Source organism: Kitasatospora sp. NPDC092948 (genome assembly GCF_044754805.1).
Taxonomy (GTDB): domain Bacteria; phylum Actinomycetota; class Actinomycetes; order Streptomycetales; family Streptomycetaceae; genus Kitasatospora.
Window position 1 is genome coordinate 381,027 of sequence record NZ_JBIVPU010000005.1, and the last position, 14,089, is coordinate 395,115.

The window sequence follows — 14,089 nt, forward strand, 5'->3', positions numbered from 1 at the left end:
GCCATCACGCTCGCCCCCGCGGACACCCTGCGCAACCTCGTCCCACTGGGCCCGCACCATGCCGCCGCGCTGGTACCTGCGGTACGGCCCGAGCGCGGGGCCGAGCGTACCGCTTCCTGCCTCACCGGTGTTTCCTGGGGACCATCCCCGCGAGCGCGGGGCCGAGCCCGACGCACCGTGCAGAACCACCTCGACCCCGGGACCATCCCCGCGAGCGCGGGGCCGAGCGAATCGTGGCGGACGTGCCCAACGGCAACGCGGGACCATCCCCGCGAGCGCGGGGCCGAGTCGGCGGTGAGCGCCGTAACCGTGAGCGGCGTGGGACCATCCCCGCGAGCGCGGGGCCGAGGACCCGGGCCACAGCAAGGCCCGGGTGTAGGAGGGACCATCCCCGCGAGCGCGGGGCCGAGGCTTTGTGAGCTGCGGTGTTATCGGTGGGGGCGGGCCGAGAGGATCAGTCCGTCGAAGTCGGTTGGCTTCCAGCGGTCCTTGCCGGCGGTACGGACGGTCCAGCCCTGTTCGTTGGTAGCGGGTTCGACGAGGACGGCTTGGCCGTCGGCGATGCGGGTGGCGAGGAGGTCCCAGAGGCGGTCGCGGATGCGGCGGCTCGGGGTGCCGACGAAGACGCCGGCGTTGACTTCTACCATCCAGCGGGTGAGGTGGCCGCGGAGGCCCTCGGGGGCGGCGATGAGGATGATGACGGTCATGGGCTGCCCGCGTCCTGGGTGAACTCCGGGCCGATGACGGCCAAGTGGTCGTCGGCCGTGCCGCCCGACCAGTTGACGCCGCCCTGGACGGTGCCGACGCGTTCGTCCCAGAGTTCGTTGGCCTCGGCGTCGGGCATCTCGGTGCCGTCCGGGCTGAGGAGGGTCTTGACGTCGTTGACGATCCGGCCGAGCAGTCGGTCTCCGGCGATGCGGTCCCGCAGGCCGAGACGGGCGTCGCGCTCCTCGGTGTGGCCGTCCTTCACGAGGTCGAAAGCGAGCGGGATGGTGTATTCGGCCTTGTAGAGGTCGGCGATGTCGAGAACGAACGACGTCGCCAGGCCGGTGTGGACGAAGCCGAGCCCGGGGCTGGCGCCCAGCCCGGTGATGACGGCGTGGCAGATGCCGTAGAGCGCCGCGTTGGCCGCCGGCAGGAGCCGGTTGAGGTCGTCGCCCGCGGCGTGTGCGTCGCCGGCCTTGTAGACCCGGCCGTTCCACGTGACTCCGGTTCGACGGGCTTCGGACTGGTAGAGCTTGCGGATGCGAGCGCCCTCACGGCCGCGCAGCTGCTGCATGGTGGCGGTGGAGACGTCCTCGCCGGGGAACCGCATCCGGTACATGTTCCGGGCGACGGCCAGGCGTTCCTTGGTCCGACTCACCAGCCACGCCTGCCGGTTGAGGAGGCCCGCAGCACGGCTGGGGCCGAGGCCGGCGGCGTACATGCGGACGCCCTGCTCGCCGACCCAGCACACGGTGGTGCCGGAGTCGGCGAGGAGGTTGATCGCGCCGTGGGTGATGCGGGTGCCGGGGCCCAGGAGCATGACGGCGACCATCGCGGCGGGGACGCGGACGGTCTCGCGTCCGTTGATCACCACGACGGCATTCTCGTCGCGGTCGATGTGGCTGCGTTCGACGTAGACGCTGGAGACCCGGTCGGCGAGGCGGTGCAGGTCGTGGGGGTGGGCCTTCCACCAGATGTCGGCCATCGGTCAGCGCGCTCCGGCGGGCAGTGGGGCGAGGGTGAGCAGGCCGCAGCCGTAGGCCTTGGACGGGCCGATGCCGCCGAGGAGGGCCGCCTTCAGGAGCCCGGGGTCGGCGATGCGCAGACGGCCTTCGAAGGTGGCGGTGGTGAGGGTGACGGGGGTGCGGGTGCCGGGTTTGGTGAAGGTGGCGCGGCTGCGGTCGGTGATCCGGACGTCCCCGGCCTGCGGCGCTCCGACCGGCGGTTCGAGGCCCGGTGCCGGCTCGTCGGTGTGTGCTGCGGGAATCGTGAAGCCCCATCGGCTCGTGCGGTCCAGGAACCAGCCGAGTTGCTGGCCGGCGGTGCGGTGGGGCATCCGGTAGGAGCGGTGGTGCAGTTCGGCGGCGGTCTTGGTCTGGTGGGCGCCGGGCTTGTCGGGTTTGGAGGTGTTCTGGACGGGGCTCGCCTTGAGCCGGAAGGCGAACTCGCGGCCGACGGCCAGCCGGTCGAGCAGCGGACGGTAGTCGCGGACGGCGTAGTGCTCGCCTTCGGCGTCCGGCCATCCTGCCTGTTCGACGAGGTGGGTCCAGTCCGGCTTGGACGGCGTCAGGACCAGCAGGACCGGGCGGCGCGGGTGGTCGGCGTCCAGCCGCCACAGGATCCGGTCGCCGGGGGCGGTGTCGGGGACTCCGGCCAGGACGGCGCCGTGCAGGGCACGGGGATTCGCGAGCAGGGTGCGGCTGGCGGCGCGCAGCGGGTTGACGCGGACGCGGGACAGGTAGGTCATCAAGTCACCAGCCCAGCAGGGCGAACGGGTCGTGGCCGCCGGCCGCCGGAGGCGACTGCGTGGTCGTGGTGGACGGGTCGAGGCCGGTGGGGACGTCGAGCCAGGCGTGGCGGATCCGGCGGGTGGTGAAGCCGCGCTCGCGGGGCGCGAAGGAGCGCGGAACGTCCTGGAGGGTGTCGTCGCCCGACGGGTCGTCAAAGGTGGCGGCCAGGTCGATGCGGTGCGGGGAGTACGGCCGGGGCCCCCGTGCGGCACGCCGCCGGTAGGCCTCCCTGGCTGCCGGGCCCGCCTGCCAGGGCTCGGCAGCCAGGACGTCCTCCAGGGTGCCGCCGCGCACCGTACCGAGGGTGATCGGCTGGATGGGGACGCAGGACCGGCGGCCGAGCGCAAGCGGAAAGGCGGGGCGGCGGATCGCGTCGGCGAGCGTCGCGACGAGGGCGGCCGGGCCCTGGACGGCGACGACGAACACCGCGTCCTGAAGGTAGTAACGGTGCGTGACATGGGTGTCCTTGGCCGGCGAGGTCGGCTTCTGGACGCCCTTCGCGTTGACCCCGGCCTGCGGCAGCGGCCGCCCCCGGTAGTCGCTGACGGTGTGGTAGTCGCGCAGCAGCGTCCCGGGCTGGTCGACGCGCACGCCGAGGCGGAGACCGACCAGGTCGGCGAGGTCCGCCTCGCGGGGACGCCCCTCGGCGGCGGCGAGCAGGCCGACGACTCCGGACTTGGTCGGCTGGGGCCTGGTGTCACGGCGGTTGAACGCACTGCGATCGCCCCAGGACTGGAGCGGCCCGGCCAGGCGCAGGACGAGCACCGCCTGCTCCTCGTGCGGGCCCGGCACGGGAGTCTCGGGCAGGCCCGGCGCGGGGGTGGGGTCGGCGGGCATCAGTTGTCGTTCATCCGCTCGGCGAGGACGGTCCGCAGGCCGTCGCGCAGTTCGGCGAAGGTGCGGTTGGCGCCGAACGCGTCCGCCAGCTGCTGCCCGGTCCCGTCGGCGTCCGCGCCAACGGTGTGGCAGATGCCGATGTGCACCGGGCAGTCGCCCCACTGCTCGGTGGCGGTGGCGAACTCCACGGCGAGGCGGCGCGCGGACTCCGCGACGATGCCCCGGCTCGCCGGGACGGGGTTCTCGTAGGCGGACACGAGGTTCACCGGCTGGTCGGCGCGGACGACGACGGCCACCAGGCTCGGGCGGGTGCGGTGGGCGAAGGAGTTGCCGTAGCCGGTGGGCATGGAGCGGGCGAAGGAGTCGACGAACAGGTCGACGGCGTCGACGGCGGCCTTGTCGTCGCCGAGGTTCTCCCGCAGCTGGTGCAGTCCGACGGTGGCGTAGCGGTAGAGCGTGGCGGAGTTGAAGCCGATGGTGCCGATCATTCCGGCACCGGTCTCGTCGGCGGTGTTCTCGTCGTCCACGGCCGTGTAGTAGTCGAATTCGAGCTCAGTGGCGTGGGTGGAGATCGCGTGGGCGACCTGCGTCGCGGCGTCGACGTTCAGGCCGGGAATGTCGGCGACCATGCGACCGAAGAGCGCGACATCGGCCGGGTGGCCGCTCTGCAACTGCTCCTTGACCGGCAGGGCCTTGACGGCTTCTTCCAGATCCTTCGCGTCGAGGGCGGCGAGGTCGGCGGCGTTCCCGGCGACCAGGTCGACGATGCCGTTCAGCTGGCGGTGCCCGTAGAAGAGCAGATAGGCGGTGTCGCCCTCCTTCTTCCCGGCCGAGATCCCCATCGACTTGATCAGGGCGCCGGCGATCCGCCGGGCGTCCTCGCCTCCGAGGCCGGTGCGTGTGACGATGCCCTTGGCGAGCTGGACGGCGATCCGCTTGGTGCGGGTGGCGAAGTCCTGCGGGTCGCGGCCCTGGGTGAAGTGGAGGCGGGTGGCGCGCTTCCAGGCCTGGGAGGAGACGCGGGAGCGGCGCTTGCCACCGAAGTGGGCCTCTTTGGGGTTGCCGTTGTCGTCGCGGTTGAGGTTGGCCGGTGGGACGGTCTGCAGGATGTGGACGTCGATGTAGAGGCGGTCGGTCACGCGCTTCTCCTCGCGGATGGCAGGGCTGGCTGTGGCGGGGGCATGGGCTGTCAGCGGCCGTCGGGTTCCTTGTCCTTCCAGGCCTGGTAGCCGACGGCCCACTTGAGACGGATCCGGGGGCGCCGGTCGGCGTGGTGCCAGGCCTGGATGTCCGCCATCAGGTGGTTGTAGTCCAACGGCTGGCCGACGGTTCGGAGTTGGGCGACCAGCCCGCGCAGGTGGACCAGCAGTGCGGAGACGCTGGTGGCGGCCGCGAGTTGGGCGACCCGGGTGTCGAGTGCGTCCTCGCTGAACTTGCCGGTGCGGCGTAGCGCGCGCAGTGCCGCCCCGAGTTTGACGCCCTGCCGGTGCATCGGCGTCGACTGGCCCTGTTGGTGGAGGCCGTAGAGCGCGAGGGCGGCGTGCTCGGCCTGCTGTTCGTCGGAGACCTCGTCGCGCAGCGCGAGGGCGTCGTTGACCTCGCAGGTGTAGAGCCGCCACATCTTGGGGCTGTCCATGGCGGGACATCCGAGTCCGGAGCGCAGCGCGGCGAGGTCCTCCCCGGGCGGTCGGCCGGGTTGCCCGGTGCGGGGGTCGATGCGCCAGGTGTGGTCGGGGGCGGTGAACCTGTCCCAGTACCGGCGTCGTTGGGCCGTGGTGGTCTGCTCAGTCGTCAAAGTCCGCTCCAGTGACGGGGTCGGGGTGGGAACCGGTCTCGGCTGCCCGGGCGGCGGCCGCCTGCCGCGCGGCGTCGGCATGCCTGGGGAGGATCTCGTCGACCTGGCGCAGGAAGTTGGCGCAGGCCGTGCCGAGCTTGTAGGTCCTGGTCTTTCCCGTTCCGCCGCTCTGGCTGAGCGTCCGGCCGCCGACCGTACCGGCGGGTGCGGCCAGCAGGAGCGCGGTTGCCGCGTCCCACGCGTGGCGTTGGGCAACCTGCTCCCATGCGAGGCGGCCCCAGTCCATGACGTACTCGCCGGCACCGGCGCCACGGACACCCGCGAGCAGTCGGCGCACCACGGGATCGAGGGCGTGCAGGAGAAGCTCCCCTGGGCGCTGGCCCCTGTCCCACGGAACGGGGTCGGCGCCTACGGCCCGGCGCAGATCCGCCGACAGGTTGTTCACGGCGTTGGCCAGTCGCTCCGCCTGCTCGGCGACGTCCAGCACCAACTGGTGGGCCTCGCTGTCCTGACGGAGTGCCAGCAGCGGCAGCGGGATGGCGTCGTGGATGACGTCTTCGACGACGGCCGACTGGGTGCCGTAGACCACGCCGAAGGTCTCGATCTGAAGGGGGTAGTCGGGGTCGAGTGTGCCGAGTTCCTGTAGGGCGCTGACCTCGTCGAGCAGCGTGCTGGTCTCGAACGCGCCCTCGACGTCCTGCTGGGTGGGTGCGAGGAGCGCGTCCAGTCCTCTCCAGGCGGCCTTGCCCGGGGTGTGCCGGCGCGGCCTGCGCTCGGGCGTGGTGGCGGCGGACTTCTTCGCGGGCTTGGTGAACGTCCAAGCTGTGTGCGGTTCCTGCCCGGGCAGGGGCGTGAGCCGGTCACCGGCACTGATGACCACCCGGGCGACCTTCGTCCGGCCGGCCCGGTCCTGATGCGGGATCAACCGGATCCGGCGGGCCTGCCAGGTCCACAGGTCGAGCAGTCCCGCGGCCGGGCGCGACGTCCAGGCCGGCCCGTGCGGGCCCCGCGCCCACTGCGGGACGCCGAGGACGGAGGGCGGCGTGACCGGGAGGTTCAGCAGCAGGGTCTCGTACAGCGTCCGCCCGGCGGGGACGATGACGCCGAGTTGGCCGAGCGGGCCGGTCGGATTTCCGGTCGTCTTGCCCGCCTTGACGTTGTCGTCACCGACGACCCCGGTCTTGATCGCCGCAGTGTCCCAGCAGTGGGCATGTACGAGCCAGTGGGCGGCCTGGGCGGGCGTCAGGTCGAGCGGGTCCGCGTCCGTCCGGCTGGCGAACAGCGGGACGTTGTTGCCACTCGCCGCAGTGGCCACCAGCGCGGCGGAGCCCTTCGTCTCGCCCTTGGCGGTGCGCAGACCGGCGACCTGTGCGAACGGGACAGCCGGGTCGAAGAGGTCGAACTCGGCCCGGTGCTCCTCGAAGTAGGCCTGGATCCCGTCCAGTTCACCCTTCGTGAACCCGTCCTTCCGCCCGAGCCGCTCACCCTTCTCGCGGAGCGTCCCGGGCGCGCCGGTGGCGTGAGCGACGACGGGCAGCAGGACCTGGCGCAGGACTGCCGGAAGTTGGGTCGGGAACTCGATCACAAGGCCTTCGAGTTCGTGGGCCCGTGCCAGCACCTCGGCGATCCCCAGCTCTGCGGGCGGCCCGCCGCCGACGGGGCGCGCCGTCAGCCAGGGCTCGTCGACAAGGTTGTAGCCAGGCACGCGCCGTTCTCCCAACTGGCTCTGTTTATCCCGCTGTTGACTCATCGTGGCATCCGACGGATCCCGGTTGCGGGCGAATGCTTGAATTGCCCCGTCGGTCCCGGGACTTCGGTCGGACGGGAATGGCTCCTGGCTGTGTTTTCGGCTCCTCGCCGGGCGCAGGTCGGCCCCGCGTTCGCGGGAGGAGGGGCGCGCGGGTGGGCGATCCGCCTGCACGCCCCCTCACCGGTACTGCTGTCCGCCCGTCACCACGATGCCGAGCAGGTCGTCGTAGCGCAGTCGGACGTCGCCGATGGCAGCGTCACCATGCTCGTCGAACTCCAGGGCTGGGCTGTGACGCAACCACGGGTGGTCGCGCCAGCCCGGCAGCGGGCCGAGCGCCCGCTCGGCCGCCTCCGTCAGCGCGGCAGGCAGGCGTACCGTTCCGGCCAGCACGTCGTCCACCACCTCTGCCGCGACTTCGCCGTTCGGCCCGAGTCGGCGGCCCGTCACCGCCCGATAGCCGCGGCCGCTGTTCCGGCGGACCAGGACCACCTCCACGCTGCGTTTCCCGTCCCGGACGAGCGCCTCGAACTGCCCTTCCGACAGCGTGCCGTGGCCGCCGAAGTGCAGGCCTGCCAGCGTTGCCGCCCCGTGCTCCCCCGCCCTGGTCAGCACGTACTCGGCGGCGTTCGCGCGGCGCTCGGCCTGCCGCGCCTCCCACTTCTGTCCGGCTTCGGCTTCGCTGCCCGCCCACCCTTCCGGGACGACGGGCTCGGTGCCGTAGACGCGGGCCACCAGGTCCGGCACCCGGCTGGGGATGCTCCACCCGTTTCCTGCCGCCCGCTGCACCTCGGCGGCGGTGCGCAGCAGCAGGTAGCGGCCGTAGATGTCTTCGGACGCGGGCAGGAGGCGCGGCGCGCCCCCACCGTCGCGGTCGCGGTCGAAGCTGACGCCGGTGACGACCACGGTGGGCCGGGACAGCGTGCGGGGGCGCCGCACGCCGTCGTGGCGGTGGAGGCGGCCGATGCGCTGGAGAAGCAGGTCTATCGGGGCGAGGTCGGTGATCAGCAGGTCGACGTCGAAGGACTGCTCGGCGAGCTGGGTGGCGACCGCGATCAGCCGGTCCGGGCGTTCGACGCCCTCGCTCGGCGGACCGAGCAGGCGCAGCACCTCCTGCGTCCGGTCCGCCCGGTGGCCCGCGTGCAGGCGTCCGTGCAGGAGACGTACGTCGTCGCCGAACTCCTTCCTGAGCGCCTGGAACGTGGCCTGGGCACGGGCCACGGTGTTCCGGATGACCAGGACGCAGCCGCCGTCGACCAGACGCGCCCTCAGGTAGTCGGCGACGGCGGCGTCCGCCGGGCCCGGTTCGTGCTGCGGGCCTCGGGCGGCGGCCTGTTCCTGCGGTTCGTCCAGGACCTCGACCTGCACCGGGAGGTTCTCGCGCCACGATTCGGTGCTCTCGACCAGCGGCTCCGGGACCGCACCGTCCTCCGACCAGACCGCCGTCACGCTCGGATAGCCCTGCGGCTCGGCGAGCTTCTCGACCTGCTCAGCCACCTCCGCCACCTCGACCGACCGTGCGCCTGCCAGATAGGCGGCGACCAGGCGGCGCCGTTGCTCGGGCGGCAGCGTCGCCGACAGCAGCACCACCGGTACGCCGGCCTGACCGAGCCACCACAGGCCCTCCAGCAGGAACTGCGACATGTAGACGTCGGCGGCATGGACTTCGTCGAGGATCACCACCTTGCCGACCAGCCCCGCCATCCGGAGCATCACGTGCTTGGTACGGGTCGCGGCGTACAGGAGTTGGTCGATCGTGCCGACCGCGAACGGGCTCAGCAGGCCGCGACGGCGGCCCAGGAACCACTCGGCGGGCGCTCGCCGCTCCGCCTCCGGGGTGCTGTCCGGCCATGTTACCGGCAGGCCGTACTCGTCCTCTCCCACCGACGCGAAGCAGTCGTCGGTGTCCTGCCCCCACTCGCCGGCACCTTCGAGAAGGCCGCGCCACTCCTTGTTGAACATCCGCTTGCCGTGCAGCAGGGCCACCTGACCGTCCAGCCCCTCGCCGACCTTGCCCAGCCACGACCGCACCTGAGTGAACATCGGATCGGCCGTCGCCTGGGTCGGCATCCCCTGGAACACGCCGTCCGCACCGCACCGCGCAGCCGTCAACTCGGCTGCCGCCAGCGCCGCCTTGGTCTTCCCCTCCCCCATCGGCGCCTCGACGATCACCAGCCCCGGCCCGCCCATCCGACGCACCACGTCCAGGACCAGTTCCTGCGAGGCCCGGGGCCCGTGCCCGAAACGGTCCCGAAACGCCTCCGGGCCCGGCACCGGCAGCGTTCCCCAACCACCGCGCAGGCCCAGCTTCGCCCATGCCGTGGCGGCGCGTGTCCGTGCCTGAGGCATCGTCACGGCCGTCAGGTCCGAGACCCCTTGGAAGTGCCGCTCGTCACTGGCGATCCAATCGGCCATCACGACGAAGCCGGACAGTTGGAGCTGCGCCGCGCGACACGGCACCGCGACGGGCTGCGCCGCGAGCAGCGGGGCCTCGCCGTTGTAACCGAGCTCCCGCGAGAACACCTCCACCAACGCCGACTGCGCCAGCCTCCAGGACGGGCCCTTCCCCTGAAGGTCCTCCCTCTTCGGCCGCAACTCCCCCAACGTGGGGAACCGCCCATGGTGCCCAGCCACCAACGGCCACACCCACTCGACCTGCTCCTCCGCCCATCCCGCAGCGGTCAACGCCACCCGCAACAGTCGGCCGCCGGCCCGATCATGACGCCAAGTCTCCTTACCCACCGCGTACTTGTCCCACGACAGGCCGGCCTTCCGGACCGCGGCCTCGCCAGCTGCATCAATACGCTGAAACGCCGGAACGGCCTTACCGAAGTCATGCATCCCGCACAACCACGCAAAAAGCCGCCGCCCCTTCCCAGCCCCACCGGCGAGCCCGTCCACCCTCCGCCGCGTAGCCAGCGGCAGGTAGCAGTCCCACATGACCTCAGCCACGGCCGCCGTGTCCAACATGTGCGAAAGCAGCAGATTGGAAGTCCCCCCGCCCCACCCCGCCGACTTCCCCCACAACGCACCCAGCCACGTCCTGACCTCAGGCGGGTACGACTGCCAGCGATCCTCGGGCACTGTTCCGACCTCCACGTGCGGGTACGCTTCGGAAGCCTAGGGTCAGGGACTGACAACCTCACCAATTCGCAAGGAACCTGACGGATACTCATGAAGCGTCCTACACTCCCCCTCCCCACTCGAACTGAATCAATCAGCCCCGCCTGACACACAACACCGCAGGTCACGAAGTGTCGTCCCCGCGCTCGCGGGGGTTGCTCCGGCTGTGACCTCTTGAACAGCTCGGTGTCCGGGTCGTCCCCGCGCTCGCGGGGGTTGCTCCGGAAGTCGACGGGGCGTCCGGTGGTGTTCTGCGTCGTCCCCGCGCTCGCGGGGGTTGCTCCGTGCACTCGTGCCCGGTGGCGAGCGTGACCCGGTCGTCCCCGCGCTCGCGGGGGTTGCTCCGCGCCAGGCTCTCCGGGCACCAGCGACGGGCCGTCGTCCCCGCGCTCGCGGGGGTTGCTCTTCCCGGAGGAGGTATGGGCGCAGTGGCTTTCCGTCGTCCCCGCGCTCGCGGGGGTTGCTCCTACTGCGCCTTCATGGGCGACCGGCGACCGGAGTCGTCCCCGCGCTCGCGGGGGTTGCTCCCACGACGACAGCGCGGTGGAGACCCTGCGGGCGTCGTCCCCGCGCTCGCGGGGGTTGCTCCTTGAACCAGCAGGCTGCCGATCGTGAGCGGCGGTCGTCCCCGCGCTCGCGGGGGTTGCTCAAGGCTGCGACGCGGGCGCTCGGTAATATCCCAGGTCGAACCCGCTGTCATCGGTCCGGCGGGCCGCGACGAGGGAGAGCGCTCATGCCGTTCGGGGACTTCGAGGCGTGGCGGCGAGAACTGCTCTGGACGGGCCGGCTCGTCCAGGATGGTGACACTTCGGTCTCCGAGGAGGAGGCCGGCTACCGTTACGACCGCTACGTCGCTCTCGCGGACATGGTCGACGGCACCGAGGGGCCCGCCGCAGTGCACGCCCTGATCTCGTCGCTCCAGGTGGAGCAGGGCGAGGGAGCCCACGAAGCGATCTACGGCGCCCTGGAGCAATTCCCCGGCCAGGACCTGGTCGACGGCACAGTCCTGGCTGCCGTCGACCTTCTGCGCATCCCCCACCTCCACAGTGGCCAGGTCCTCCAGCTCTTGACCTTGCTGGGCACTGCCGACGACCTGAGGACGTTCGCCACCGATTGCGGCCGCCTGGAACCGGAGTTGCGGGCCGGACTGGCGGAGCTCATCGCCGCCCATGAGGCCGATGAGTGGCTTGCGGACGAGCGTTCCCTCGGACGACTCCGGCTCGCGCGGGACTGACTGCCGGCGCTCAGCACCTTCCGCGTCGGCGCCCGGGAGGTCCCCGCGCTCGCGGGGTTGCCGCCGCAAGGCCGCCGTCGACGACCCCGGGGTGTTCAGGTGGCCAGGAAGCGTTCGTGGAAGAGCCGGCAGGCGGGGGCCGCGCGGCGGATTGCGTCGACCATGGGCGGGGGGCCGCAGGCGTAGATGTCGGGGGCCGGGCCGGTGTGGGTGGCGAGGGCGGATGCCAGGAGGTCGGCGGGGGTGCCGACCGGGCCGGGCCAGGTGGGGTCGGGGGTGCGGACGCAGAACTCGTGGTGGAAGCCGGGGAGTTCGGCGGCGACGGCCGCGAGTTCGGGGGCGCCGAAGAGGTCGGCGGGGGTGTTGGCGCCGAGGAAGAGGCGGACCGGTTGCGGGTCCTGCCATTCGGCCATCTGGCGGGCCATCGCGAGCAGGGGGGCCAGGCCGGTGCCGCCGGCGAGGAGCCAGCGGGGGCGCAGGCCGGTCTCATGGAGGCCGAAGGCGCCTTGCGGGCCGTGGACGGTGAGCGGGTCGCCGGGGCGGACGCGTGAGGCCAGCGCGGCGGAGAACGCGCCGTCGGGGCGGAGTCGGATGTAGAACTCCATCCGCCCTTCCCAGTTGCCGGTGTTGGCGAGCGAGTAGGCACGGCGGACGCCGGTGCCGGGCCATTCGAGTTCGACGAACTGGCCGGCGTCGAACTGGCAGTCGAGGCTGTCGGTCAGGGTGAGGACGAGGTGCACGGTGTCCCGGGCGACCAGGGTGAGGGAGGAGACCTCGGCGGCACGTTGCGGGACGCCGCCGTACAGGATGCGCGACTGCGGGTAGGGCAGTTCGGCGGTGAGCGGCCCGCGCGGAACGGTGCGGCACAACAGTACGCCGCCGCAGTCGAGTTGGTCGGGCGGGAGGGCCAACTGGCTGTGCGGGCCGAGGTCGTACGCGCCGGAGGTGACGGTGGCGTGGCAGGAGCCGCAGGTGCCCTGCTTGCAGGAGGCGGGCAGCGCGACCCCGGCCTCGGCGGCGGCCTCCAGGACGGTGTCGCCGGGCGGGCAGGAGAGTTCCAGCCGGGCACCGTCGGTGGTGGTCAACACCACCTGGTTGCCGGTCACTTCGCGACCGGCGCGAGCGCGGCGAGGTCCGCGGCCGGGTCGCCGATCACCCGCAGGTCGAAGCGCCGGACGAGGGCGTCCACCAGGTCGGGGGTGAGGAAGCCGGGCAGCGTCGGGCCGAGGTGGATGTTGCGGATGCCGAGGGCGAGCAGGGCGAGCAGGACGGCGACGGCCTTCTGTTCGGTCCAGGAGAGGACGAGAGTCAGCGGCAGGTCGTTGACCGGGCAGTCGAAGGCCTCGGCCAGGGCGGAGGCGATCCGGATCGCCGAGTGGGTGTCGTTGCACTGGCCGAGGTCGAGCAGCCGCGGGACACCGTCGATGTCGCCGAACTCGTGCCCGTTGAAACGGTACTTGGCGCAGCCGAGGGTGAGGACGACGGAGTCCGCGGGCGCGCCGAGCGCGAACTCGGTGTAGTAGTCGCGCCCGGGGGTGGGCCCGTCGCAGCCGCCGACCAGGAAGAAGTGCCGGATCGCGCCGCTGCGGACGGCGGCGGTGACGCGGTCGGCGACGGCGAGGACGGCGTCGGCGCCGAAGCCGACGGTGAGCAGCTGTTCGGATTCGGTCTCCGACGCGGCGGCGAAGCCGGGCAGGGCGCGGGCGGCCTGGAGGACGGGGGTGAAGTCGCCCTCGGAGAGGTGGCGGACGCCGGGCCAGCCGACGGGGCCGGTGGTGAAGATCCGTCGGCGGTAGCTGACATGGGGTTCGACGATGCAGTTGGAGGTCATCAGGATCGGGCCGGGGAAGGCTCCGAACTCGCGCTGCTGGTCCTGCCAGGCACCGCCGTAGTTGCCGACCAGGTGGGGGTGGGCCTTCAGCAGCGGGTAGGCGTGCGCGGGCAGCATCTCGCCGTGGGTGTACACGTTGACACCCTGGCCGGCGGTCTGCTCCAGCAGCTGCTCCAGGTCGTGCAGGTCGTGGCCGCTGACCAGGACCGCCTTGCCGGCGACGGGCGTGGTGCGCACCGCGGTGGGCTGCTGGGCGCCGTACGCGCCGGTGTTGGCGGCGTCGAGGAGTTCCATCACGGTCAGGTTGAGGCTGCCCAGGCCGACGGCGCGTTCCAGCAGCTCGGCGGCGTCGGCGGGTTCGCCCGCGAGGTACGCGAGGGCGTTCTCCACTCCGGCGAACACCTCGGCGCTCTCCTTGCCGAGGACGTGCGCGTGGTGGGCGTACGCGCAGATGCCCTTCAGGGCGTACAGGTGCAGCGAGCGCAGGCCGACGACGTCCGGTCCGACGAGCGCCAGGCCGGTGTCCACCCGGACGTCGGCGGCCTGGCGCAGCAGTGCGTCCGGGTCGGCGGCGGGCTGCCAGGCGGCGGGGCCGGTCAGTTCGCGCGGTTCGTGGCCGGCGGCGCGGGCGGCCTGCTCGTAGGCGGCGCGGGCCCGGTCGCGGTGGGTGACGGACTGCTGGATCAGGGCGCCGAACCGGGACGGGTTGAAGTTGACGTTGGTCAGCGTGGTGAACACCGAGTAGAGGAGGAAGCGGGCCGCGTCGTCGTCCGGCGCGCCGAGCGCGCGAGCTTCGGCAGCGTACTGGGCGATGCCCTTGGCCGCGTGGATCAGCAGGTCCTGCAGGTCGGAGGTGGTGGCATCCTTGCCGCAGTTGCCGATCGCTCCCGCGCACCCGGGAACTGTCCCGGTACGGTCGGTCTGCTCGCACTGGTAACAGAACATGCGGTCCTCCTGGACTCCGTACACCTCGCCCCGGGGCCGGTGGGCCCCACGCACGGGCGTGCCTTCACGCTACGGAGCCGCT

The 14,089-nt window shown here is 72.2% G+C and carries 11 protein-coding genes and 2 CRISPR repeat arrays; of the genes, 1 reads left to right on the forward strand and 10 read right to left on the reverse strand.

Annotation, left to right across the window (positions count from 1 at the left end; translation table 11 throughout):
- The first annotated feature begins 76 nt into the window (after window positions 1-76).
- Window positions 77-410: a CRISPR direct-repeat array (repeat unit 29 nt; unit sequence GGGACCATCCCCGCGAGCGCGGGGCCGAG).
- An 18-nt stretch (window positions 411-428) separates the two neighbouring features.
- From cas2e to cas3, 8 genes are all read right to left on the reverse strand, one after another.
- A complete protein-coding gene (cas2e, locus tag ACIQF6_RS18755) occupies window positions 429-707 on the reverse strand; it encodes a type I-E CRISPR-associated endoribonuclease Cas2e (RefSeq protein ID WP_400896201.1) in 279 nt (92 codons plus the stop codon).
- A complete protein-coding gene (cas1e, locus tag ACIQF6_RS18760) occupies window positions 704-1,690 on the reverse strand; it encodes a type I-E CRISPR-associated endonuclease Cas1e (RefSeq protein WP_400896203.1) in 987 nt (328 codons plus the stop codon). The genes cas2e and cas1e overlap by 4 nt, the downstream gene beginning before the upstream one ends.
- Before the next feature lie 3 nt (window positions 1,691-1,693).
- Complete coding sequence (gene cas6e / locus ACIQF6_RS18765) at window positions 1,694-2,452, reverse strand: type I-E CRISPR-associated protein Cas6/Cse3/CasE (protein ID WP_400896205.1); 759 nt, start codon at window positions 2,450-2,452, stop codon at window positions 1,694-1,696.
- Between the two features lie 4 nt (window positions 2,453-2,456).
- Window positions 2,457-3,332, reverse strand: a complete 876-nt coding sequence (cas5e, locus tag ACIQF6_RS18770) for a type I-E CRISPR-associated protein Cas5/CasD (RefSeq protein WP_400896207.1) — start codon at window positions 3,330-3,332, stop codon at window positions 2,457-2,459.
- Window positions 3,332-4,471 carry a type I-E CRISPR-associated protein Cas7/Cse4/CasC gene (gene cas7e / locus ACIQF6_RS18775; protein ID WP_400896210.1) on the reverse strand — a complete coding sequence of 380 codons (1,140 nt, stop codon included), beginning with the start codon at window positions 4,469-4,471 and terminating at the stop codon, window positions 3,332-3,334. The genes cas5e and cas7e overlap by 1 nt, the downstream gene beginning before the upstream one ends.
- Before the next feature lie 50 nt (window positions 4,472-4,521).
- Window positions 4,522-5,127, reverse strand: a complete 606-nt coding sequence (gene casB, locus ACIQF6_RS18780; protein WP_400896212.1) for a type I-E CRISPR-associated protein Cse2/CasB — start codon at window positions 5,125-5,127, stop codon at window positions 4,522-4,524.
- Complete coding sequence (gene casA / locus ACIQF6_RS18785) at window positions 5,117-6,832, reverse strand: type I-E CRISPR-associated protein Cse1/CasA (protein WP_400896214.1); 1,716 nt, start codon at window positions 6,830-6,832, stop codon at window positions 5,117-5,119. The genes casB and casA overlap by 11 nt, the downstream gene beginning before the upstream one ends.
- Before the next feature lie 222 nt (window positions 6,833-7,054).
- A complete protein-coding gene (cas3, locus tag ACIQF6_RS18790) occupies window positions 7,055-9,973 on the reverse strand; it encodes a CRISPR-associated helicase Cas3' (RefSeq protein ID WP_400896217.1) in 2,919 nt (972 codons plus the stop codon).
- A gap of 157 nt (window positions 9,974-10,130) precedes the next feature.
- Window positions 10,131-10,647: direct repeats of the CRISPR family, unit length 28 nt; unit sequence GTCGTCCCCGCGCTCGCGGGGGTTGCTC.
- Between the two features lie 83 nt (window positions 10,648-10,730).
- Between cas3 and ACIQF6_RS18795 the strand changes: the two genes are divergently transcribed.
- Window positions 10,731-11,231: a hypothetical protein gene (locus tag ACIQF6_RS18795; RefSeq protein ID WP_400896219.1), complete on the forward strand. Its 501-nt coding sequence runs from the start codon at window positions 10,731-10,733 to the stop codon at window positions 11,229-11,231.
- 95 nt (window positions 11,232-11,326) lie between these two features.
- Here the strand turns inward: ACIQF6_RS18795 and ACIQF6_RS18800 are convergent, their stop codons facing one another.
- The gene (locus ACIQF6_RS18800; RefSeq protein WP_400896221.1) at window positions 11,327-12,337 is read right to left on the reverse strand and encodes a 2Fe-2S iron-sulfur cluster-binding protein; all 1,011 of its coding nucleotides are present in this window, start codon (window positions 12,335-12,337) and stop codon (window positions 11,327-11,329) included.
- Window positions 12,334-14,007: a hydroxylamine reductase gene (gene hcp, locus ACIQF6_RS18805; RefSeq protein WP_400896223.1), complete on the reverse strand. Its 1,674-nt coding sequence runs from the start codon at window positions 14,005-14,007 to the stop codon at window positions 12,334-12,336. Before hcp ends, ACIQF6_RS18800 begins: the two co-directional genes overlap by 4 nt.
- Window positions 14,008-14,089 lie beyond the last annotated feature (82 nt).

Coding starts and splice junctions, on each gene's coding strand:
- cas2e (WP_400896201.1), bottom strand. CDS start 707: ATGACCGTCATCATCCTCATCGCCGCCCCCGAGGGCCTCCGCGGCCAC.
- cas1e (WP_400896203.1), bottom strand. CDS start 1,690: ATGGCCGACATCTGGTGGAAGGCCCACCCCCACGACCTGCACCGCCTC.
- cas6e (WP_400896205.1), bottom strand. CDS start 2,452: ATGACCTACCTGTCCCGCGTCCGCGTCAACCCGCTGCGCGCCGCCAGC.
- cas5e (WP_400896207.1), bottom strand. CDS start 3,332: ATGCCCGCCGACCCCACCCCCGCGCCGGGCCTGCCCGAGACTCCCGTG.
- ACIQF6_RS18795 (WP_400896219.1), top strand. CDS start 10,731: ATGCCGTTCGGGGACTTCGAGGCGTGGCGGCGAGAACTGCTCTGGACG.
- hcp (WP_400896223.1), bottom strand. CDS start 14,007: ATGTTCTGTTACCAGTGCGAGCAGACCGACCGTACCGGGACAGTTCCC.